General features: G+C 35.4%; 18 protein-coding genes. 11 read left to right on the top strand and 7 right to left on the bottom strand.

Going from position 1 to position 19,761, the window contains the following annotated elements:
* The 4 genes from C8C87_RS11420 to C8C87_RS11405 all read left to right on the top strand — a co-directional run bounded on the left by C8C87_RS11420 (position 1) and on the right by C8C87_RS11405 (position 4,569).
* Positions 1 to 1,479 (top strand): RagB/SusD family nutrient uptake outer membrane protein, encoded by a 1,479-nt coding sequence (locus tag C8C87_RS11420; protein ID WP_121342691.1) that lies wholly within the window; start codon positions 1 to 3, stop codon positions 1,477 to 1,479.
* Positions 1,466 to 2,935 (top strand): hypothetical protein, encoded by a 1,470-nt coding sequence (locus C8C87_RS11415; RefSeq protein WP_147402372.1) that lies wholly within the window; start codon positions 1,466 to 1,468, stop codon positions 2,933 to 2,935. Before C8C87_RS11420 ends, C8C87_RS11415 begins: the two co-directional genes overlap by 14 nt.
* Before the next feature lie 21 nt (positions 2,936 to 2,956).
* A complete protein-coding gene (locus C8C87_RS11410; RefSeq protein ID WP_099714565.1) occupies positions 2,957 to 4,105 on the top strand; it encodes a cytochrome-c peroxidase in 1,149 nt (382 codons plus the stop codon).
* Positions 4,106 to 4,341: 236 nt separating this feature from the next.
* The gene (locus C8C87_RS11405; protein ID WP_091164708.1) at positions 4,342 to 4,569 is read left to right on the top strand and encodes a CDGSH iron-sulfur domain-containing protein; all 228 of its coding nucleotides are present in this window, start codon (positions 4,342 to 4,344) and stop codon (positions 4,567 to 4,569) included.
* A 119-nt stretch (positions 4,570 to 4,688) separates the two neighbouring features.
* Here the strand turns inward: C8C87_RS11405 and C8C87_RS11400 are convergent, their stop codons facing one another.
* Together C8C87_RS11400 and C8C87_RS11395 are read right to left on the bottom strand one after the other, a co-directional pair.
* Positions 4,689 to 5,549 (bottom strand): NAD(P)-dependent oxidoreductase, encoded by an 861-nt coding sequence (locus tag C8C87_RS11400; protein WP_121342689.1) that lies wholly within the window; start codon positions 5,547 to 5,549, stop codon positions 4,689 to 4,691.
* A gap of 89 nt (positions 5,550 to 5,638) precedes the next feature.
* Entirely contained in the window at positions 5,639 to 6,028 is a 390-nt protein-coding gene (locus tag C8C87_RS11395) for a hypothetical protein (protein WP_147402371.1), read from the bottom strand.
* Between the two features lie 341 nt (positions 6,029 to 6,369).
* On the opposite strand from C8C87_RS11395, the gene C8C87_RS15805 reads away from it, so the two are divergent.
* The gene (locus C8C87_RS15805; protein WP_158589745.1) at positions 6,370 to 6,510 is read left to right on the top strand and encodes a hypothetical protein; all 141 of its coding nucleotides are present in this window, start codon (positions 6,370 to 6,372) and stop codon (positions 6,508 to 6,510) included.
* A 256-nt stretch (positions 6,511 to 6,766) separates the two neighbouring features.
* Here C8C87_RS15805 and C8C87_RS11385 read toward each other — a convergent pair whose 3' ends face one another.
* Positions 6,767 to 7,267: a hypothetical protein gene (locus C8C87_RS11385; RefSeq protein WP_121342686.1), complete on the bottom strand. Its 501-nt coding sequence runs from the start codon at positions 7,265 to 7,267 to the stop codon at positions 6,767 to 6,769.
* A gap of 441 nt (positions 7,268 to 7,708) precedes the next feature.
* On the opposite strand from C8C87_RS11385, the gene C8C87_RS11380 reads away from it, so the two are divergent.
* The gene (locus tag C8C87_RS11380) at positions 7,709 to 9,115 is read left to right on the top strand and encodes an APC family permease (protein WP_121342685.1); all 1,407 of its coding nucleotides are present in this window, start codon (positions 7,709 to 7,711) and stop codon (positions 9,113 to 9,115) included.
* Positions 9,116 to 9,396: 281 nt separating this feature from the next.
* On the opposite strand, the gene C8C87_RS11375 is transcribed toward C8C87_RS11380, so the two are convergent.
* Together C8C87_RS11375 and C8C87_RS11370 are read right to left on the bottom strand one after the other, a co-directional pair.
* Complete coding sequence (locus C8C87_RS11375) at positions 9,397 to 10,845, bottom strand: glyceraldehyde-3-phosphate dehydrogenase (protein ID WP_121342684.1); 1,449 nt, start codon at positions 10,843 to 10,845, stop codon at positions 9,397 to 9,399.
* Positions 10,846 to 11,003: 158 nt separating this feature from the next.
* Complete coding sequence (locus C8C87_RS11370) at positions 11,004 to 12,404, bottom strand: S1C family serine protease (RefSeq protein WP_121342683.1); 1,401 nt, start codon at positions 12,402 to 12,404, stop codon at positions 11,004 to 11,006.
* Positions 12,405 to 12,541: 137 nt separating this feature from the next.
* Between C8C87_RS11370 and dapF the strand changes: the two genes are divergently transcribed.
* From dapF to C8C87_RS11345, 5 genes are all read left to right on the top strand, one after another.
* Positions 12,542 to 13,324 (top strand): diaminopimelate epimerase, encoded by a 783-nt coding sequence (dapF, locus tag C8C87_RS11365; protein WP_121342682.1) that lies wholly within the window; start codon positions 12,542 to 12,544, stop codon positions 13,322 to 13,324.
* A gap of 18 nt (positions 13,325 to 13,342) precedes the next feature.
* Positions 13,343 to 13,876: a GNAT family N-acetyltransferase gene (locus C8C87_RS11360; RefSeq protein WP_121342681.1), complete on the top strand. Its 534-nt coding sequence runs from the start codon at positions 13,343 to 13,345 to the stop codon at positions 13,874 to 13,876.
* Positions 13,877 to 13,965: 89 nt separating this feature from the next.
* Entirely contained in the window at positions 13,966 to 15,006 is a 1,041-nt protein-coding gene (gene mltG, locus C8C87_RS11355; RefSeq protein WP_099714575.1) for an endolytic transglycosylase MltG, read from the top strand.
* A gap of 44 nt (positions 15,007 to 15,050) precedes the next feature.
* The gene (locus C8C87_RS11350) at positions 15,051 to 15,929 is read left to right on the top strand and encodes a DUF2279 domain-containing protein (protein WP_121342680.1); all 879 of its coding nucleotides are present in this window, start codon (positions 15,051 to 15,053) and stop codon (positions 15,927 to 15,929) included.
* 97 nt (positions 15,930 to 16,026) lie between these two features.
* Positions 16,027 to 16,674, top strand: coding sequence for a peptidoglycan-binding protein LysM (locus C8C87_RS11345; RefSeq protein ID WP_099714577.1), 648 nt, complete (start codon positions 16,027 to 16,029; stop codon positions 16,672 to 16,674).
* A gap of 70 nt (positions 16,675 to 16,744) precedes the next feature.
* On the opposite strand, the gene C8C87_RS11340 is transcribed toward C8C87_RS11345, so the two are convergent.
* Positions 16,745 to 17,263 carry a hypothetical protein gene (locus tag C8C87_RS11340; RefSeq protein ID WP_099714578.1) on the bottom strand — a complete coding sequence of 173 codons (519 nt, stop codon included), beginning with the start codon at positions 17,261 to 17,263 and terminating at the stop codon, positions 16,745 to 16,747.
* 341 nt (positions 17,264 to 17,604) lie between these two features.
* Positions 17,605 to 19,743: a methylmalonyl-CoA mutase gene (scpA, locus tag C8C87_RS11335; protein ID WP_099714579.1), complete on the bottom strand. Its 2,139-nt coding sequence runs from the start codon at positions 19,741 to 19,743 to the stop codon at positions 17,605 to 17,607.
* Between the last annotated feature and the right edge of the window lie 18 nt (positions 19,744 to 19,761).

The raw sequence follows: 19,761 nt of genomic DNA, 5'->3' as shown, positions 1-19,761 counted from the left end.
ATGAATTACTGTAAAATAACATATAACCACAGATTATTAATGATTTTAGTTGTTCTTTTTTCATTGCAAAGTTGCAGTGATTTTTTAGAACAGGAGCCAGGTTCCCAAACGTCAATTACGGAACAATTAGCCACTAAAAAAGGAGTTTTAAACGCATTAAATGGCATTTATCAATCACTTGAAGCTAATGTAAGAGGCGAGCGCTTTGCCGTTTATGCAGATTTGCAAGGTGGGAATCTTAAATTTTCTCCTACTGTATCTGGAAGTAGCAGAGGTCAGATTACGGTGCCAATAAATCTTGAAAATGTATATTCGTTCCAAGATCAGGCACTCGATAGTGATTTCACCACTTTTTATGACGAAAGTTATGATGTAATTAATCAAACCAATTTAATTTTAGAATATGTTGATGCTTTATCGGATGCAACTGACATTGAAAAAAATCAAATTAAAGCCGAGGCTTTTGCAATAAGAGCCTATTCTCATTATTTATTGACTTTAGTGTACAGTCAGGCTGTAGGAAGTACTTCGCCAGATACTCAATTAGGAATTGTGTACAATAAAACGACTTTAACCGATGGAATAACCTATCCTAAAAGAGAAACTTTAACGAATACATATTCTTTTATTATTGAGGATATAAAAGCGGCTTTAGATAATTTTTCGGATAATTCACTTTTAACTGGGCCATCGTATTCGTATTTTAACAGTAAAAATACAAAGGCATTATTGGCAAGAGTGTATCTGTCTAAGAACGATTGGCAAAATGCATTTACCACCGCCAATGATGTTATTTTAAATTCCGGGGTTTCGTTAGTGGTAACTGAAAATTATATCTCACAATGGGAACAGACAGATCTTCCCATTTCAGAAAATTTATTGGAGTTTACTATTCCTAGAGATAGTGGCGGTGAGGTTGGAGGCTCTTTATCAAGTTTTTTCGGGTATTTTTCAAATACTAATTATAATAAATACGTGGCTTCTCAAGATTTATTAGGACTTTATGAATCTACTGATATTAGAAAGCAATTGTTTTTAGAAAAAGCACTTCCTACATTGATTAATGGAGTATTTATTAATGTCAATTATTATTTTACCAAAAAGTTTCAGGATAATCCGGGATATTTGGCATTCAGATTAAGTGAACTCTATTTAATTCGTGCCGAAGCAGCTTTAGAACTTGGAGATTTAGAAACAACAAAAGCGGATATCAATACCATCAGAGGCAGAGCAAAAGCGACTTTATTGACAACCACGGATAATTTAGAACAAGTGTTGCTAACCGAGCGTAGAAAAGAACTTTGTTTTGAAGGACATTTCTTTTTTGATTTGGCCAGAAGAAATAAAGGGGTTTCAAGAAATGACGGATGTTTGTCGCTAAACTGTACTTTGGATTATCCATCTCCAAAATTTGTATTGCCAATTCCAAGAAAGAATATTAATCTTAATTCAAACTTACAGCAAAATGAATCCTATTAAAATTATATCGATAGCAGTTTTAATCCTAAGCCTGTTTACTGCTTGCTCAAAGGATGACTATAAATTAAATTCAGACAATGTTGATCCATTTGTACGGTTCAATGTATTGGTGAACAGTAACAATATGCCTTTAGAATATCCCACATTGAACAGCGCTTTAGTTCCGGTGGCCAGTTACACGAACAAATCAGTGAAACCATTAAAAATACCGGTAACTTTATCGTCTTCCACCTTGAAAAAACCTGTTTTTGTGACCTATAGCATAACAGGAACAGGAGATAGCAATAGTTTCAGCGTTAAACCATTGGACCAAATCTCATTTATGGGTAATCAACTTACGGATACTATATATTTGTCTTTCGACAAAAGATGGAGCACGAAGCAAAAGATTACTTTAAAACTTGAAGAAAGCTCAGATCCCGCTATTACTATAGGAAATCTGAATACTGTAGCTCCTAATAATAGTTTCGAAGTAAATCTTGATGAGGTAAAAACAACCTACACTTTTCCGATAAACAGGTTTGAAATAAAAGGCGAAATAGGTGAAGAAATCGTATTTAAAGTCGATTTTCCTAACGGTTTTATACCTTCAGAGATTAATGATAATAAGATGTTTGAGTTTTTGAATGGATTTAATTATACATTGACGCACGATGATTTTGGTGACAATAGAAACAGCGTAACCTATCGTTTGAAACTTTTGGAAAATATAAAAAATGATGATGTTTTTTATCAAACTAATATTGCATTAGTCAATTCAGATACGTACAAGACAACAGGAAATACGGTTCTTCAAATCGTGAAACCTATTAAATCAATCCGAGATACGGCGGCAAATACAGCAGCAAATTTCTATGATTTATCCAATCCTTTTTACCTGACTTATGGAGAGAATTGGTTTGATAGAAGCGGCGTGTGTGCGTGGCAGACTTTTAATGCATTTACATTTCCTGTGGTTGTTCCTGCTGGTTCAGAAAACGCCATTTTATACAGTGATAAAGGAACTCCAAGCACAACAGATGATGTGTACCATCATGCTTTCAAAATTGGGTTTAATGTTACTACGGGGACTAATACAACAAATTCTTTCGGTTTGAAACGATGGTTTTCTAATGAAAGTATTTCGGCTGCAAATTCTCCTGGATTTAATATTACTTCTGCGCTTGAATTTTTCCCTGAAAATGGAAATAGTAAAACAAAAGGTGCTGTTTTAGTGATTCCACAGTACATTACTATTGCGGGAACGAATGGTAAAAGTTACAGCATTGGTATTTCCGGCGGCGGAACATATAGAGAAATTAGTGCCGGTTTATTTGAAATTTCATTCGAATTAAAAGCAACAAATACAGCTCTGTTTGGCGGAACAGTTTCCTCACAATACAGAATTTTTAATAACAGAGTGTATCCAAAACCGACTCCAATAAGCGAGAGTTGTCTCAAAGAAATTAGTTTATAAAATTAGTAATAGTAGTCACAAATGAAAATAAAACACATCATACTGCCAGTCGCCTTGTTGATTTTTTTATCTGCTTACAAAAAAGATGATCAAAATGAATATATAGACATAAAAGATTTAAGACAAATGTATTCCAGCGGAAATCCAGCGAAGTGGCCAAAACCTGCTTTGGACAAGAACGTTGATAAAGCTACTTTTCAAGATATTGGACCGCTACCAGAAATGACTTATCCAGAGTATAATAAATACTCAAAAGAAAAAGCATTTTTAGGTAAAACATTATTCTTTGATCCCCGATTATCAGTGAGTGGGCAAATTGCATGTGCTTCCTGCCACAATCCAGAATTGGGTTGGACGGATAATTTAACACGTTCTTTTGGTCATAATAGACAAAATGGAAAACGAAATTCCATGACTATTTTGAATTCCGGGTATGCCAAAACATTATTCTGGGACGGGCGTGCCTCCAGTTTAGAAGATCAAGCGCAGTTTCCTATTGCCGATCCTTTAGAAATGAATGAAAAATTAACTATTGCTGTTGATAAAATCGTTGCTGTAAATGGCTACGGTAAATTGTTTACAGATGCTTTTGGTGACGAAAAGGTTACTTTGCAAAGAATACAATATGCGATTGCCACCTATGAAAGAACGATAAAAAGTCCGAAAAGTAAATTTGACCAGTTTGTTAGCGGAAAATCAGATGCGTATACGGATCAACAAGTAACTGGATTGCATTTGTTCAGAACCAAAGCGCAATGTATCAACTGTCACAATACGCCTTATTTTAGCGACAATCAATTTCATAATGATGGACAAACATTATTTGGGACAAAAGATGAGGATTTTGGTCGTTACAATGTTACACATGATAAAAAAGATCTTGGAAAATTTAGAACGCCAACATTAAGAGAGGTTGTAAATACAAAACCATGGATGCACCATGGGCATTTCCCAAGTTTATTGGATGTGGTGGAATTTTATAATTTAGGTAATCCATCACCGGTTCAAACCAAGTATTTAGGAACAGCTCGTGATTCTTTGTTGCCTGTAACATCTCCAATTCTAAAAAAACTGGCTTTAAACAGAACCGAAATCAATGCTCTTTTGGCATTTATAGAAACATTAAGCTCGCCAAATGGGCGAATTGCAACACCAAAAATGCCGCAATAAGTTTTATTAAATAGCGTAACGAAAAAGATTCTAAACAATCAGCAGTGATTATTTAGAATCTTTTTTTTAGGAATAACTATTACTCTCCTTTTGTTGGCTTGAGCTGTTTTTTGATTTTAGCATAGCATAAAATAGAATTAATGTAAATTACGATTTGGAATCATAAAAAAGCGCAGCAATGAAGAAAGGTCCTAAAATATTTTGCAATCTTTGAACTCTAAAAAATTAAAAGCATTATGAGCAAAACAAAACTAACAATCAATCGCAATGGATCTATAAAAATAGAAGGCGATTTCGAAATAACAGACTGTGAAGGAAAAACATACGGATTAGAAGGAAGAACCGCTTTGGGTCTTTGCCGTTGCGGATTATCAGTGAACAAACCTTTTTGTGATGGTTCACACCGCAATGGTTTTGAGCATGAATCAGCTGCATTTGACTTGCCACCAATGAAAACGAAGTAATATCATTTTCTGATTTGATTAAATGAGAAAAGCTAAATCTTTATGGATTTAGCTTTTTTTATGTTTTTGGGTGACTTATTTGTTGGCAAGGGTTTTATTCCCAAAATAATATCCAAATATCACTTGCTCTTTAAACTGCTGATAATCGCCATAACATCTTGATCGCCTAATCCTTCTTGTTCTGCTGCGGCATAACTGTCATACAAAGGATGAATCAACGGGGAATCGAGCCCGGCTTCTTTGGCCAGTCTTAAATCTTTAACGAGATGTTTCAAAGCAAATGCTGCCGGATAAGAATCGTTCAGAATGGAAGGCGTTTTGATATTCGTAATTCCGTTGCCACAAGCGCCTTGATTGATGATGTTGAGCATATCTTCTTTGCTCACGCCGTTTTTCTCCGCAAATAAAACTGTTTCAGCTATTCCTTGAAGGTTCAATCCCAATAGGTAATTGATGGCTAATTTAGCTGAACTTGCTACGCCCGGTTCGCCTACGTGAATCGCAATTTTACCCAAAACGTCAAATATCGGTTTGGCTAATTCGTAGTCTTCAGTTGATGCGCCCACGAGAATGACTAAAGTTCCGTCTTGTGCTGGTTTTACACTTCCAGAAACGGGAGCATCTATAAAATGTACGTTATGTTGGTTGCAAATCGTGTTTAAATAACGCGAGGTTTCTGGAGCAACCGTGCTCATATTGATGATGGTTTTGCCAGGATTGGTTTTAGACAATAAACCCGTTGGTCCTTCAAAAACTTCTTTGACAGCTGCGTCATTGGATAACATGGTCAAAACGACGTCACAAGTTTCCATTAGTTCTTGCAAACTGCTTGCTGATTTTGCTCCTGCAGCCAGTAATGGCGCTTCTTTATCTTTGGTGCGATTGAAAACGGATACTTCAAAACCCGCTTTGAGCAGGTTCATCACCATTGGATTTCCCATGTTGCCAAGACCTGTCCATCCTAATTTTAATGTATTCATAGTTTTTGTGTTATTTAGATTATTTGCTAATTATGGGCACAGTTTGCAAAAGTGCGCGAACGATTGTTGCATATCAGCGCGGTCGGGATTTAATTTATTTGAACTTTATATTTTATCAGAATTGCTAATGACGATATTATCGAAGGAAGAAACATAACAATCAAAACGACAATAGGCTCATATGAGTCACCAATGCCGTAACTCTTGGAAAAAATAAATGGCGATAGAATCGCAAACACACATCCAAAAATCAATGAAAATATAGCTGTTAGTTTTATGATGAGTTTATGTTTAAAATCATTCAATCCAAATCTCCTAGCGTTCCAGCCGGTAACAGCCATCCCTGTAAATATTGTTAAAGTCAAGAATGCAGTAATATCTAGACTTTCATAAATTAAAATTAGAAACATTATAAGTGCCATTATTGAATAAAATATAACTGAAATCCATCCAAAAATTCGAACTGTTTTTTCTTTCATTTTACTTTAATTCTTTTCGGATTCTCTGCTGGAGCGAGCGTCCGCTCGTGAACACAATTATTATCTCACTATATTTTAAAAAAAAAATCTAATGACTGGCACAAACTAAAATCATATTAATCTATTAACACCCATCACGAGCGGTACGCTCGCGCTAGCAGGGGATCGTTTGATAAAATTCCTTTGCTCCCAAAATCTGTAAAATATAAATAAACACACATGAAAAATAGAATTATACTTCCTACTATTATTGAAATTATTTTGACTTTTTTTTGTTATTCTATTCAAAGTTCGGCGTTGTAATTAGTAAGAAAAAAATTAATGATGAAATTATAAATCCTATGGAATTAAGTATTAAGATAAAAATACTATTTTCAAATCTTTTTTTAAAAATTAAGATTGCAGGAATTAACAATAAATTGATTGATAACGTAAATGATAAGGACATCAAGCCAAAACCCATTGCTCCACCATTTGTATAAATCTGGATAACTGTATAAGGCAGAAAATACAAATTCAGCAATATTATTAATAAAGATACTACTTTATTTAAAACATGTAATTTCATTCAATTGCGTTTCGGGTTTTTAACATTACTGCCAAAGTTCTGACACTACAGCGGGTTTGGGATTAAATTAAGCCTTATCTTCGGATTTGCCAAATCTTCCAAATACAAACCAATTTTTCCATTAAGCCAAATAACCAAATTGCTTGTAGCGTGTGTTTTATACAGGCTTTTTAGCGTCTTAAAAACATACAAACTTCATTTGGTTTTATATTTAGTTTATAGTCTTTAAATTCGATTAAATCTTTTTTTGGTTCGTCTAAATAATATTCAAATTTATTATTTTTAAAATCGTATTTTAATTTAATTAAAGCAGTAGATAAATTTAAATTCATTCTTTCAGCATCAATTTTATTAATAAATTTCATTAGAATGTCTGTTTCTTTATTTGATTGAAGTTTAATATAATTTGGAATACAGATAATATAAAATTCGGTATATTCAAGTTTATGTTTAGTATAACAGTTGATTATTTCAAGTTCAATTTTTTTAAAGTCTGAAGAGTCGCAAGTTAAAATTTTAAAATATTTTGTCAAACCTGAGTTTCCCATACTTATATGAGATGTTCTATATACTTCGCTTTCAGATTTTAAAGTATCGGATTTTATAAAATCTTGAGAGTAAATAAAAGTTTTAAAAAACAAAAAGCTAATTATTAAAAGATATTTTCTCATTTTTTCGGTTTTTAACCTTGCATACAACTTGTATATAGGCGAAATAAATCTTCGCATATGCACCAAAATATGCGTGGCTTGGCGAAACTTTATTTCGTTTTTATTTTTCTCAAATATATTAAATTTTTCTTACAATTTTCTTGAAAGGAATAAATACGATAGTTGTTGCGGTTTGCGTGAGGGAGGGAAGCGGCATCCTTTATTTTCTTTCTTTAAGAAAATAAAGATACAGCGTACCGCCCGACCCAAAGTAGCGAGGAGGAACGACAAAGCTGCTGCAGGGTCACGCCCAAATGAACGATCGGTTAGTTAATCCTCACTCTTTGCTCTTGTCTCTTTACTCTTTATTTTGAATTTCTCACTTTCCTCCTTCAATTTATGAAATTTCCAAAAAAAGTATATCTTTAGCCAACTAAAACCAAAACCCCAAAACCAAAAAATATGGAAGACCAAAAACCAGACGATTTTAAAAGAGAATTAGGATTACTCGACGGAACCATGCTTGTGGTGGGTTCTATGATAGGTTCCGGGATATTTATTGTAAGCTCCGATATGGTTCGCCAGTTGGGTTCTGCCGGTTGGTTGATTGCTATGTGGGTGCTTACGGGCGCTATTACGGTGATTGCCGCCGTGAGTTATGGCGAGTTGAGCGCGATGTTTCCTAAAGCGGGTGGTCAATATGTGTACATTAAGGAAGCCTACGGGAAACTGGTGGGTTTTTTATACGGTTGGAGCTTTTTTGCCGTGATTCAAACTGGGACCATTGCTGCCGTGGGTGTGGCTTTTGCTAAATTTGCCGCCTATTTGTACGCGCCTTTAAGTGATAAGAATATTTTATACGAGATTGGGGATTTCAAACTCAATGCGGCTCAGATTGTTTCTATTTTTACCATTATTTTGTTGAGTTATGTGAACAGTCGCGGGGTGAAAAACTCGAAGATTTTACAAACGGTTCTGACGGTTATCAAAATTTTATCGTTGGCAGGTTTGATTATTTTTGGTTTTATGGCTGCCAAAGCAGAAGTTTGGGACGCAAACTGGACCAACGCTTGGACGTCACAAACACTAAATGTGGAAACGGGTTCTTGGTTACCCATCAGCGGAACAGCTTTGATATCTGGAATTTCGGCAGCATTAGTAGGTTCAATGTTCTCCAGTGTGGCCTGGGAAGGGGTAACTTTTATCGCTGGTGAAATAAAAAATCCAAAACGCAATGTGGGATTGAGTTTGTTCTTAGGAACCTTAATTGTGAGTGTGATTTATATTTTGGCAAATATTATGTACTTAGCAGTAGTGCCTTTGTATGAAATTGCTACGGCAGAATCTGATCGTGTGGCTGTTGTGGCTTCGCAAAGTATTTTTGGTTCAGTGGGAACATTAATTATCGCTGTGATGATTATGATTTCGACTTTTGCTTGCAACAACGGATTGATTATGGCGGGAGCCAGAGTGTATTATACAATGGCGCAAGACGGTGTTTTCTTCAAGAAAGCGGCTGAATTGAATCATGCCAGTGTTCCGGCTTGGTCTATTTGGGCGCAGTGTATTTGGGCTTCGGCGTTGTGTCTAACAGGGAAATATGGGGATTTATTGGATTTTGTGGTTATCATCGTTTTGATTTTTTACATACTTACGATTCTAGGGATATTTATTCTTCGCAAGAAAATGCCAAATGCCGAAAGACCATATAAAGCTTTTGGATATCCATTTTTGCCAGGATTGTACCTAATTATCGCCACGGCTATTTGTATTGCTTTGTTGTATACTAAAACGAGTACAAGTGGTTGGGGAGTTTTGATTATGCTAATAGGTATTCCAGTTTATTATTTGACTAAAGCTAAGGAATAGTTTTTTTTAATTATGAGTTATGAATTATTAATTATTAATTATTAATTTGTGGATGTTAAATCGAATTTTTAAATATAATTTTTTGGAAATCAGTGAAAATCCGTTTAATCCGCGTCATCTGTGGCTAAATTCGGTAGAATAACAAAAAAAATCCGTCTCGTTTTGATAACGCGACGGATTTTCTATTTAATTCAGGCTGGGTTGCTGCTTTCTTCAATCTAAATCTAAAAACTAAAAAACTAAAAATTACAATCTGCAACCATCAACCTGTAATCTATAGGCTAGTAATACGTAAAACGTCTTACTTTGGCAATGTATTTTGCTAATCGGATTACCTGGTGGCTGTATCCGTATTCGTTATCGTACCAAATGTATAACACGATATTTTTACCATCGGTAGAAACGATTGTGGCGTTACTGTCATAAATGGCAGGAGCCGATGTTCCCACGATATCCGAAGAAACCAATTCGTTATTCAAAGAATATTTGATTTGCTCTACCAGTTCGCCTTCCAACGCATATTTTTTCATGATGGCATTGATTTCTAACAGCGATGTTTCTCTGGATACTTCAAGATTCAAGACTACCAATGAACCGTTAGGAACCGGTACCCGAATCGCATTTGAGGTTAATTTTCCGGCAAGGCTTGGCAATGCTTTTGCAACAGCACTTCCGGCACCCGTTTCGGTAATTACCATATTTAAGGCTGCTGCTCTACCACGACGGTATTTTTTGTGCATATTATCCACAAGATTTTGGTCGTTTGTGTAGGCATGAATGGTTTCTAGATGTCCTTTTACAACTCCTAATGTATCTTCAACAGCTTTTAATATTGGTGTAATCGCATTGGTAGTACACGACGCAGCCGAAAAAATGTTGATTTCGTCAGGATTGTATTCGTTATGGTTTACGCCATGAACAATATTTGGAACTCCTTTTCCGGGAGCGGTAAGCAATACTTTATCCACACCTTTGGAAACCAAATGTCGGCTTAATGCTTCGTGGGTTGTAAAAGCGCCTGTGTTGTCAATTACCAATGCATTGTCGATTCCAAAAAGGGTGTAATCAATCTCTTCAGGTCCGTTTGCAGTAATAACGTGAACAGTTGTTCCGTTGATAATCAAAGCATTATTTTCAGTATCAGCAGTTACTGATCCTTGAAAATCGCCGTGAATGGAATCATATCGCAATAAGGAAGCTCTTTTTTCAAGAGAATTGGCGTCATTTTTATCACGTGTCACAATAGCGCGCAATCGCATTTGACTTCCTTTTCCGGTTTTAGACATTAATTCTCGGGCTAATAATCGACCGATTCGTCCAAAACCATATAGCACAACATCTTTCGGCTGAATTTCTTCAGAGTCTTTAGCGTTTTTAAGTTTGTCAATTACAAAATACTTGGCATCCGGATATTTATCTTCTTCTAAACCGTATTCATACGTCAGTTTACCAATGTCTAATTTTGCAGGTGGTAAATTCAATTCTAAAATAGCTTTTGCAATTTTAACCGAGTCAAATACTGAAATGGGTTTGCCTACAAATTCGGCAGCATATTCATGCAGGTTGATAATGTCACTGACATTTCTGTCAATTAATTGATTTCGGAATAAGACCATTTCTATGGATTTATCATACCATAAATCGCTGATGATTTTAATCAGTTTTACTCCTGCACGTCGCCTGTCGGCTTGAAAAGTAACTTCTTTTTCGTATAAAGTTGTGGTAGCCATGTTGAAAATTTAATGAAAATAAGTGATTGTATTTTTTAAAATTTGCGCAAAAGTACCCATTTCAATCGATTTCGTAACGCATTTTATGAATTATTTATAAAATAAAAAAGCCACCTTGTTTTTTCAAGATGGCTTTGTTTTTTCAAAACTCGGATGTGTTAAAGAATCACACGCATAATTTCTCCGTTTTTATTAATCATTTCGATTCGTACAGTTTGGTTTTCCTCTTTTTTACTTAAAAGTTTGGATACCGTTTCCACATCGGTAGCTTTTACATTGTCAATACTCAAGATAATATTCCCTATCAACTCGTCTTCGTATTGCTTCAGGTTTTGGCTGTTTATGGATTTGATTCGTACACCGTAATCAATTTTGAACTTCTTCTTGTCAGCAGCCTCAATGTTTTCTAATTCGATGCCTTTAAATTCAGCATTGAAAAACTCATTTTTGCTTAAAACTACAGGAACCACTCTGGTTTTTCCATCTCTGATATACGTAACCTGAACTTTATCATTCGGTCTTTTCGTATTGATGTATCCGGAAAGATCAGCAAAAGTAGCCACATTTTGTTCGTCTAATTTGATGATGACATCGCCTTTTCCAAGTCCTGATTTCTCGGCACCGGAATTTTTGGTTACTTTATTAATATAGAATCCCTGTGTTTGTGTTATGCCTAATTCTTTAGAACTAATGCTGTTCAATTCGCCTCCTTCAACTCCAAGAATTCCACGTTGTACATTCCCAAATTCCATAAGGTCCTCAATGATTTTTCGGGCAATATTCGAAGGAACCGCAAACGAATATCCTACGTATGAACCCGTCATGGAGGAAATCATCGTGTTGATTCCTATCAGTTCACCACGCGTATTCACTAAGGCTCCACCGCTGTTTCCAGGATTTACCGCAGCATCAGTTTGTATGAAAGACTGGATTCCGCTGGTGTCTAAATCTCTGGCTTTCGCCGAAACAATTCCAGCGGTTACCGTGGACGTTAAATTATACGGATTACCGACAGCCAAAACCCATTCGCCCACCTTCACCGAATCAGAATTGGCAAAAACAGTGTACGGTAATTTCTCATTCGCATCAATTTTCAATAAGGCAATATCCATTTTAGAATCGGTTCCAATGAGTTTTGCCTGATACGATTTTTTGTTATTTAAGGTGATTTCAATTTCTGATGCACCTTTAATTACGTGATTATTGGTTACGATATAACCGTCCTCAGAAATGATTACGCCAGAACCCGTTCCCACTTGCTCCTGGGATTGTCCTCCTTTATACCCATAAAAATATTCTAAAATGGGATTCGTAATTGTTCTTCGGGAAACGTTTTTTACGTGTACCACCGTATGGATTGTTTTTTCTGCAGCTTCAGTAAAATCAAGTACTTCCGATGATAATCCTACTTTCTTTCCGTAAGAATCGGATGCCATTGTGACTCCTGAATTTTTATCATTAGAAAAATATCCATTGGTGTCAAATAATAATTTGTATGAACCTAGTGTTACTACTCCGCTCAACAGGGAAACCAAAAAAAGTGTTGAAAAATTTTTCATAATTAAATTCGTTTTTTAAGATATTTACTCGTAAAAATAAAACTAAATTAGCTTCGCAAAATACAGTTTAACGCTCTTTAACAATGATTAACATTTCATTAATAATTCGTAATTTTGTATAACTCAATTCAATTAAAATGCAACTAGAATTTTATAAATACCAAGGAACAGGAAATGATTTTGTCATGATTGATAATCGTTCGGAGTTTTTTCCAAAGGAGAATACACAACTCATCGCGCACTTATGTGACAGACGTTTTGGAATAGGAGGCGATGGTCTTATTTTATTGGAAAATGACTCTGAAACTAATTTCAAAATGGTCTATTATAACTCTGACGGAAACCAAAGTTCTATGTGTGGTAACGGCGGCAGGTGTTTAGTGGCTTTCGCCAAAAAGCTGAACGTAATCCAAAACAACACTACTTTTATTGCTACAGATGGTTTGCACCACGCGACTATTGAAGATGACGGATTGGTTTCGCTACAAATGATAGATGTTGCTGAGGTAAAAGTGAGTTCAGATCATGTGTTTCTAAATACCGGTTCGCCGCACCATGTGCAACTGGTAGACGATTTAGAAAATTACAATATAAAGGAAAACGGAGCAGCCATTCGATACGGAGATTTGTATGGGAAAGCAGGAAGTAATATCAATTTTGTAAAACAAATTGACGACACTACTTTTTCGTTACGAACGTATGAAAGAGGCGTAGAGGACGAAACCCTTTCTTGTGGAACAGGCGCTACAGCAGTTGCAATTGCAATGAATGTTTTAGGAAAAACGGATGCTTCTTCTATTGATTTGAATGTTGAAGGCGGAAAATTAGTCGTTTCTTTTGATAAAAAAGAAGGACATTTTACAGACGTTTTCTTGAAAGGACCGGCAGAATTTGTATTTAAAGGAACGATTGAGATTTAAACAAATTCTAAATCAAAAATGAAAACATTAAAAGGCGACAATATCTATATTCGTGCATTAGAACCCAATGATTTAGAGTTTGTGTATGCCATAGAAAACGACCAGAGTATTTGGGAAGTTAGTAATACGCACACGCCTTACAGCCGGTTTTTAGTCAAACAATATTTAGAAAATGCCCATCAGGATATTTATGAAGCCAAGCAATTGAGATTGGCTATTTGTCAAGATCAGGATTTTCCAGCCTTGGGTTTAATCGATTTATTTGATTTTGATCCAAAGAATAACAGGGCAGGAGTAGGTATCGTTATCCAAGACAACGAAAACCGAAAACAGAATATTGGTTCAGAAGCTTTGGGGCTATTAATTGAATATGCTTTTTGTAATCTTAATTTACATCAATTATATGCAAATATAGGAACCGAAAATGAAGCTAGTAAAGCTCTTTTTACTAAATTTGGATTCGAAATAATAGGCGTGAAGAAAGACTGGACCTTTGTGAACGGGGTTTATAAAGACGAAGCTATTTTTCAATTAATCAATACTAAATTTTAAATTTTTTAGTTTTGAATCAGTATCGTTTCAAAATCAAACAAATAGGAAGAATGACACGGTTCTGATTCCAAAAAATAACAATACCACCTATGAATATTAAGAAAATTATCACCATTGCTTCTGTTGTTTTAATATCAATATTAATGATTTATGGATTAATACTGTTGAAACAAATTTTTTCTGCCAATACAAAATTTACAGATAAAGAAGTGTATGTATATGTTCCGACAGATTCTAAATACGAAGATGTTAAAAAAATAATTGCGCCGTATGTAGAGAATATGGACCGTTTTGAAATGGTGGCAAATAAAAGAGGCTATTCTGATAATGTAATTCCGGGTCGTTTTCTATTCACAAAAGGAATGAACAGTTATGAATTGGTAAAAACCTTAAGACTTAATTCACCTGTGAAATTAGCATTCAATAATCAGGAAAGAGTGGAGAATTTAGCCGGACGTGTAGGTTCTCAAATAGAAGCCGACAGTTTATCATTACTGACTTCGTTTAAAGATTCTATTTTCTTGAAAGAAAACGGTTTTAACGAAGAGAATGTTTTGGTAATGTTTATTCCTAATACGTATGAGATTTATTGGAATACCACTGCTGAAAAGTTTCGCGATAAAATGATTAAGGAATACCGTAATTTCTGGAATAAAGAAAGAGTTGCCAAAGCACAAAAACAAGGATTAACTCCTATTGAAGCTACTATTTTGGCTTCAATCGTACACAAAGAATCCGTTAAAAAAGACGAGAGACCTAGAATTGCAGGCGTGTATTTGAATCGTTTAAGAGCGCAAATGCCATTGCAAGCAGATCCAACCGTTATTTTTGCGATGAAAAAGAAATCGAATGATTTTGACCAAGTCATCAAAAGGGTTTTTTACAATGATTTGACAATGAGTCATCCGTACAATACGTATATGAATGTGGGACTTCCTCCGGGACCTATCGCGATGCCTGATATTACAGCATTAGAAGCTGTTTTAGATCCTGAGAAAAATAATTTCATTTACTTCTGCGCCAGTGTAGAGCGCTTTGGATACCACGAGTTTGCCGCTACATTAGAGGAACACAATAAAAACGCCAAAAAATATTCGGATTGGATCAACAGCCAAGGCGTAAAAAGATAGTTTTGGGGCGGAATAAAAAAGTTGTCTTTTTGTTGCTGTTTTGGATGATTTTCCAAACTGGTTTTGCTCAAAATACAGCGGATAGTTTCTTCAAACCATCCGATTCTTTAGATATTAAAAGACAAAATACAGTTATCATTTCCGAAGCAGTTTTGGCTACGGGAACTTTAATAGCTTTGAATCAAGCTTGGTACGCCGAGTATCCCAAATCTGATTTTCATTTTATAAATGACAATGCTGAGTGGCTCCAAATGGATAAAGCCGGTCATGTATTTTCGTCGTATCATTTGGGACGATTTGGTGCCGAAATGCTACAATGGAGTGGTGCCAATAAAAAAAATCAAATGCTGTATGGAGCGGGTTTAGGCTTTGCATTTTTAACTGCAGTTGAGGTTTTAGATGGATATTCCTCTGAATGGGGCGCTTCATTAGGTGATGTTGTGGCAAATGCTTCCGGGACAGCTTTATATGTTTCACAAGAATTAATATGGAAGGAACAGCGTATTACGCCTAAATTTTCTTTTCATACTACAAAATATGCCGGTTACAGACCTGAAGTTTTAGGAAGTTCATTTACAGAACAGATTCTAAAAGACTACAATGGACAAACCTATTGGCTCTCGATCAATTTGCATTCTTTCGCTAAAGGCTCAAAAATACCAAAATGGCTTAACTTGGCCTTGGGTTATGGGGCTGATGGTATGATAACTGGAAATAAAGAAGATGCACCCCCTGTTTTAACTTCGAATCCAAAAAGATTCAGACAATTTTACCTGAGTTTGGATGTAGATTTGACAAAAATTAAGACCAAATCCCATTTTTTGAAGACCGTTTTCTCCGTTCTTAATACCGTTAAGATTCCTGCACCCACAATTGAATTTGTGCACTTAAACGATATAAAATACCACTTAATCTATTTTTAGAAAAGTTTAACTGCTTGATTATCAGTATAATTATTTTTGTTGTATCTTTGCGCATAGAAATTTCTTAACGGGACAGCGTTTTGAAGAAAAACAATTTATGATAAAGAAGTGGTATTTTTACACTAGTCTGACTGTAATTACAGTTTTTTTAAGCTCAGGTTTTAAACCGTTTAACTTAGAAACCAGCCCTTGGTTTCTTATCAATGAAGAAGAAGGAACACACTACTTATTTCCTTCTGAAAAGCAAGAAGATTACATCAATTTGAACATCCCTTTTACTGGAAATTTTTTCGTTGGCTTTAAGGAAGCAATCGGATACAGAGAATCTGAAAGTAAATATAGAAAAATCAATTCTTTAGGATATTTAGGGAAATACCAATTTGGTATTGAGACTTTAAAGTCTGTTGGAGTTCGTAATAGTTCTACTTTTTTAAATAGTCCTGAATTACAGGAAAAAGCATTTATCGCACTTTTGGCTAAAAATAAATGGGAACTGAAAAAGGAAATAGAAAAATACGAAGGAACAATTCTCAACGGAATACACGTTACTGAATCTGGAATTTTAGCTGCGGCTCATCTTGGCGGTGCAGGATCAGTAAAAAAGTATTTTAAAAATAAGGGTAAGCGCTATTTTAGAGATGCTTACGGAACTTCCATAAGAACATATATGAAACTATTTGGTGGTTATGATACTTCATTTATTGTTGCTGATGGCAATGCAAATGTAAAAAACATACAGATTTAATAGTTTAAACAAAATATAAAAGGCTGTCTGAAATTACTTTAGACAGCCTTTTTTTGATTCTAAATCAGATTTATTTCGCTTTAAGAATTTCCCCATTCGGACGAACCACTAATTTCATGGTTTCCTTATCTTTTTTGATTTTAATGTTATATTGTTTTTTGATGATATCTCCTTCTGCCTGTGAATAGAGGAAACTGTCATTTACAATGGACCAACCGGGATATGCTCGATAAATAGAATAGATAACCTCCCCGGGAAGTTTTACATTTTTGAATTCTTCCACAACGCGTATTAATTTCCCGTTTTCATTGTAAGTTGCGGTCAAAGAGCCGTTTTTTACTTCCATTACTACAAGGTATTCTTCAAACCCTTCAGCATCTTTACCTAAATCAAAGGCAATAAATTTTTCTTCTACAGTTCGTACTCTTTGGTCAGGATTGTTGTCAGGAATATAAACAGAAAAATCGGAGCCAACTCTTTTAATAACTACGCCAGGTAATTCTTCGATTTTAATTTTTCCCTTTGGAGTTTCTTGTGAGTATGATGCTATAGTAACGCTTAAAAAAAGTATAATAATAAGTGCTTTCATAATATTTAAGTTTTAAATTAATTAATGATTTTTCGTAATTGTAATAAACTAATATAGTCTAAGGCTTGCTGTTTTACTTCCCCTTCTTTAGTTATTTAATTATCTATATATCAGTAATTTACAATTTTAAATTTTTAACAAAAATGAATATGCTTATGTAAATTTAGCTTTTTAATTCAATTTTTTGCGTTAATTTATACCATAACTTATGTTAATAAAATCAGTTAAATCATTTCTTTTTTAATAGGAATAGTATGTTTTTCCTTTTTAATAAAAAACAAAAAAAGCACCAATCTTTTGATTAGTGCTTTAGATAGAATTGAAAATTATAGTGTTCTTTTTTATTCGAAACTGCCCATTAAAATTTCTAATATTTTAATGGCAGCTTCACTAATTTTTGTTCCTGGCCCAAACACGGCAACAGCACCAGAATCAAATAAAAATTGATAATCTTGCGCAGGAATTACTCCGCCTACAACCACCATAATATCTTCTCGACCGTATTTTTTTAGCTCTTCAATTACTTGCGGCACAAGAGTTTTGTGTCCGGCCGCTAGAGAAGAAACCCCTAAAATATGCACATCGTTTTCTACGGCTTGTTTGGCAGCTTCGGCTGGTGTTTGAAAAAGTGGGCCAATGTCTACATCAAAACCAACATCGGCATAACCGGTAGCCACAACTTTTGCACCACGATCGTGCCCGTCTTGTCCCATTTTGGCAATCATTATTCGAGGGCGACGTCCTTCTTTTTTAGCAAATTCGTCTGCTAATTGTTTTGCTTTTTCAAAACTCTTGTCGTCTTTTATTTCTTTACTATACACACCGCTAAAGGATTTAATTTGTGCTTTGTATCTTCCAAAAACCGCTTCTAATGCATCACTGATTTCTCCTAATGTTGTTCGGTTTCTAGCGGCTTCAACGGCAATTTCCAATAAATTACCTTCTCCTGTTTGCGCACAAAGGGTTAGTTTTTTTAATGAATTTTGGACTTTTTCTGTATCTCGAGTCGCTTTGATTCGGTCTAATTGTTCCAATTGTTGCTTGCGAACCATTTGGTTATCCACATCCAGAATCTGTAACGGATCTTCCTTTTCTAATCTATATTGATTCACACCCACAATAATATCCTGTCCGCTGTCTATTCTTGCTTGTTTTCTTGCGGCCGCTTCCTCGATTCTAAGTTTCGGGATTCCAGATTCAATGGCTTTCGTCATTCCGCCAAGTTCTTCCACTTCTTCAATAAGTTTCCAAGCATTTTCGGCAATCTCATTCGTCAAGCTTTCTACATAATAACTACCGGCCCAAGGATCAACAGTTTTGGTAATTTTAGTTTCTTCTTGTAAATAAAGCTGTGTGTTTCTGGCAATTCTTGCCGAGAAATCCGTAGGTAAGGCAATGGCTTCATCCAAGGCATTGGTATGCAAAGATTGTGTTCCTCCAAAAGCGGCTGCGGCTGCTTCAATACAGGTTCGTGCCACATTATTGAAAGGATCTTGCTCGGTTAAACTCCAACCCGAAGTTTGACAATGGGTTCTCAAGGCTAATGATTTATCGTCTTTTGGTTCGAATTGTTTTACCAGTTTTGCCCATATCATTCTTCCCGCACGCATTTTGGCAATTTCCATAAAATGGTTCATTCCAATCGCCCAGAAAAAGGATAATCGTGGAGCAAACTCATCAATTTTCATTCCGGTCGCTAATCCAGTTCTAATGTATTCTAATCCATCAGCCAAAGTGTAAGCCAATTCAATGTCAGCAGTGGCTCCCGCTTCTTGCATGTGATATCCTGAAATGGAAATCGAGTTGAATTTGGGCATTTTTTTGCTGGTAAATTCAAAAATATCTGCAATGATTTTCATCGAAGGCGTTGGCGGATAAATATACGTGTTACGTACCATGAATTCTTTCAGAATGTCATTTTGTATCGTTCCGGAAAGTAACTCGGGTTTTACGCCTTGTTCTTCGGCGGCGACAATATAGAAAGCCATAATAGGTAAAACAGCGCCATTCATCGTCATAGAAACGGACATTTCATCTAGCGGAATTTGGTCGAATAATACTTTCATATCTTCCACGGAATCAATCGCAACTCCTGCTTTTCCTACATCGCCTACCACACGTTCATGATCCGAATCATAACCACGATGAGTAGGTAAATCAAAAGCGATGGAAAGTCCTTTTTGACCCGCAGCTAGGTTTCTTCTGTAAAAAGCATTACTTTCTTCAGCAGTTGAAAATCCTGCATATTGGCGAACGGTCCAAGGTCTGCGGACGTACATTGTTGCATAAGGTCCGCGTAAATTGGGTGCAAAACCAGCGCCAAAATCAAGATGAGTAAGATTTTCTATGTCTTGTTCTGAATATGTTGGTTTTAGTTCGATTCCTTCTGCGGTTAGAAATGCATCAGCCAAAGAATTTTCATTCTCCACTTTCAACGATGTACTTTCTAATTTTATATGTTGTAAATCTTTTCTTTTCATTTGTTTAGTCCCGAATTA

This window comes from Flavobacterium sp. 120, assembly GCF_003633605.1.
Classification (GTDB): Bacteria; Bacteroidota; Bacteroidia; order Flavobacteriales; family Flavobacteriaceae; genus Flavobacterium; species Flavobacterium algoritolerans.
This window is presented reverse-complemented; position numbering and strand designations above follow the sequence as displayed.

Excerpts from the sequence above, each read along its gene's own strand:
- scpA (WP_099714579.1), bottom strand. The coding sequence starts at position 19,743 with ATGAAAAGAAAAGATTTACAACATATAAAATTAGAAAGTACATCGTTG.
- C8C87_RS11340 (WP_099714578.1), bottom strand. The coding sequence starts at position 17,263 with ATGAAAGCACTTATTATTATACTTTTTTTAAGCGTTACTATAGCATCA.
- C8C87_RS11385 (WP_121342686.1), bottom strand. The coding sequence starts at position 7,267 with ATGAGAAAATATCTTTTAATAATTAGCTTTTTGTTTTTTAAAACTTTT.
- C8C87_RS11360 (WP_121342681.1), top strand. The coding sequence starts at position 13,343 with ATGAAAACATTAAAAGGCGACAATATCTATATTCGTGCATTAGAACCC.
- C8C87_RS11410 (WP_099714565.1), top strand. The coding sequence starts at position 2,957 with ATGAAAATAAAACACATCATACTGCCAGTCGCCTTGTTGATTTTTTTA.
- C8C87_RS11380 (WP_121342685.1), top strand. The coding sequence starts at position 7,709 with ATGGAAGACCAAAAACCAGACGATTTTAAAAGAGAATTAGGATTACTC.
- C8C87_RS11375 (WP_121342684.1), bottom strand. The coding sequence starts at position 10,845 with ATGGCTACCACAACTTTATACGAAAAAGAAGTTACTTTTCAAGCCGAC.
- C8C87_RS11345 (WP_099714577.1), top strand. The coding sequence starts at position 16,027 with ATGATAAAGAAGTGGTATTTTTACACTAGTCTGACTGTAATTACAGTT.
- C8C87_RS11405 (WP_091164708.1), top strand. The coding sequence starts at position 4,342 with ATGAGCAAAACAAAACTAACAATCAATCGCAATGGATCTATAAAAATA.
- dapF (WP_121342682.1), top strand. The coding sequence starts at position 12,542 with ATGCAACTAGAATTTTATAAATACCAAGGAACAGGAAATGATTTTGTC.
- C8C87_RS11400 (WP_121342689.1), bottom strand. The coding sequence starts at position 5,549 with ATGAATACATTAAAATTAGGATGGACAGGTCTTGGCAACATGGGAAAT.
- C8C87_RS11350 (WP_121342680.1), top strand. The coding sequence starts at position 15,051 with ATGATTTTCCAAACTGGTTTTGCTCAAAATACAGCGGATAGTTTCTTC.
- C8C87_RS15805 (WP_158589745.1), top strand. The coding sequence starts at position 6,370 with ATGGAATTAAGTATTAAGATAAAAATACTATTTTCAAATCTTTTTTTA.
- C8C87_RS11395 (WP_147402371.1), bottom strand. The coding sequence starts at position 6,028 with ATGAAAGAAAAAACAGTTCGAATTTTTGGATGGATTTCAGTTATATTT.
- mltG (WP_099714575.1), top strand. The coding sequence starts at position 13,966 with ATGAATATTAAGAAAATTATCACCATTGCTTCTGTTGTTTTAATATCA.
- C8C87_RS11415 (WP_147402372.1), top strand. The coding sequence starts at position 1,466 with ATGAATCCTATTAAAATTATATCGATAGCAGTTTTAATCCTAAGCCTG.
- C8C87_RS11420 (WP_121342691.1), top strand. The coding sequence starts at position 1 with ATGAATTACTGTAAAATAACATATAACCACAGATTATTAATGATTTTA.
- C8C87_RS11370 (WP_121342683.1), bottom strand. The coding sequence starts at position 12,404 with ATGAAAAATTTTTCAACACTTTTTTTGGTTTCCCTGTTGAGCGGAGTA.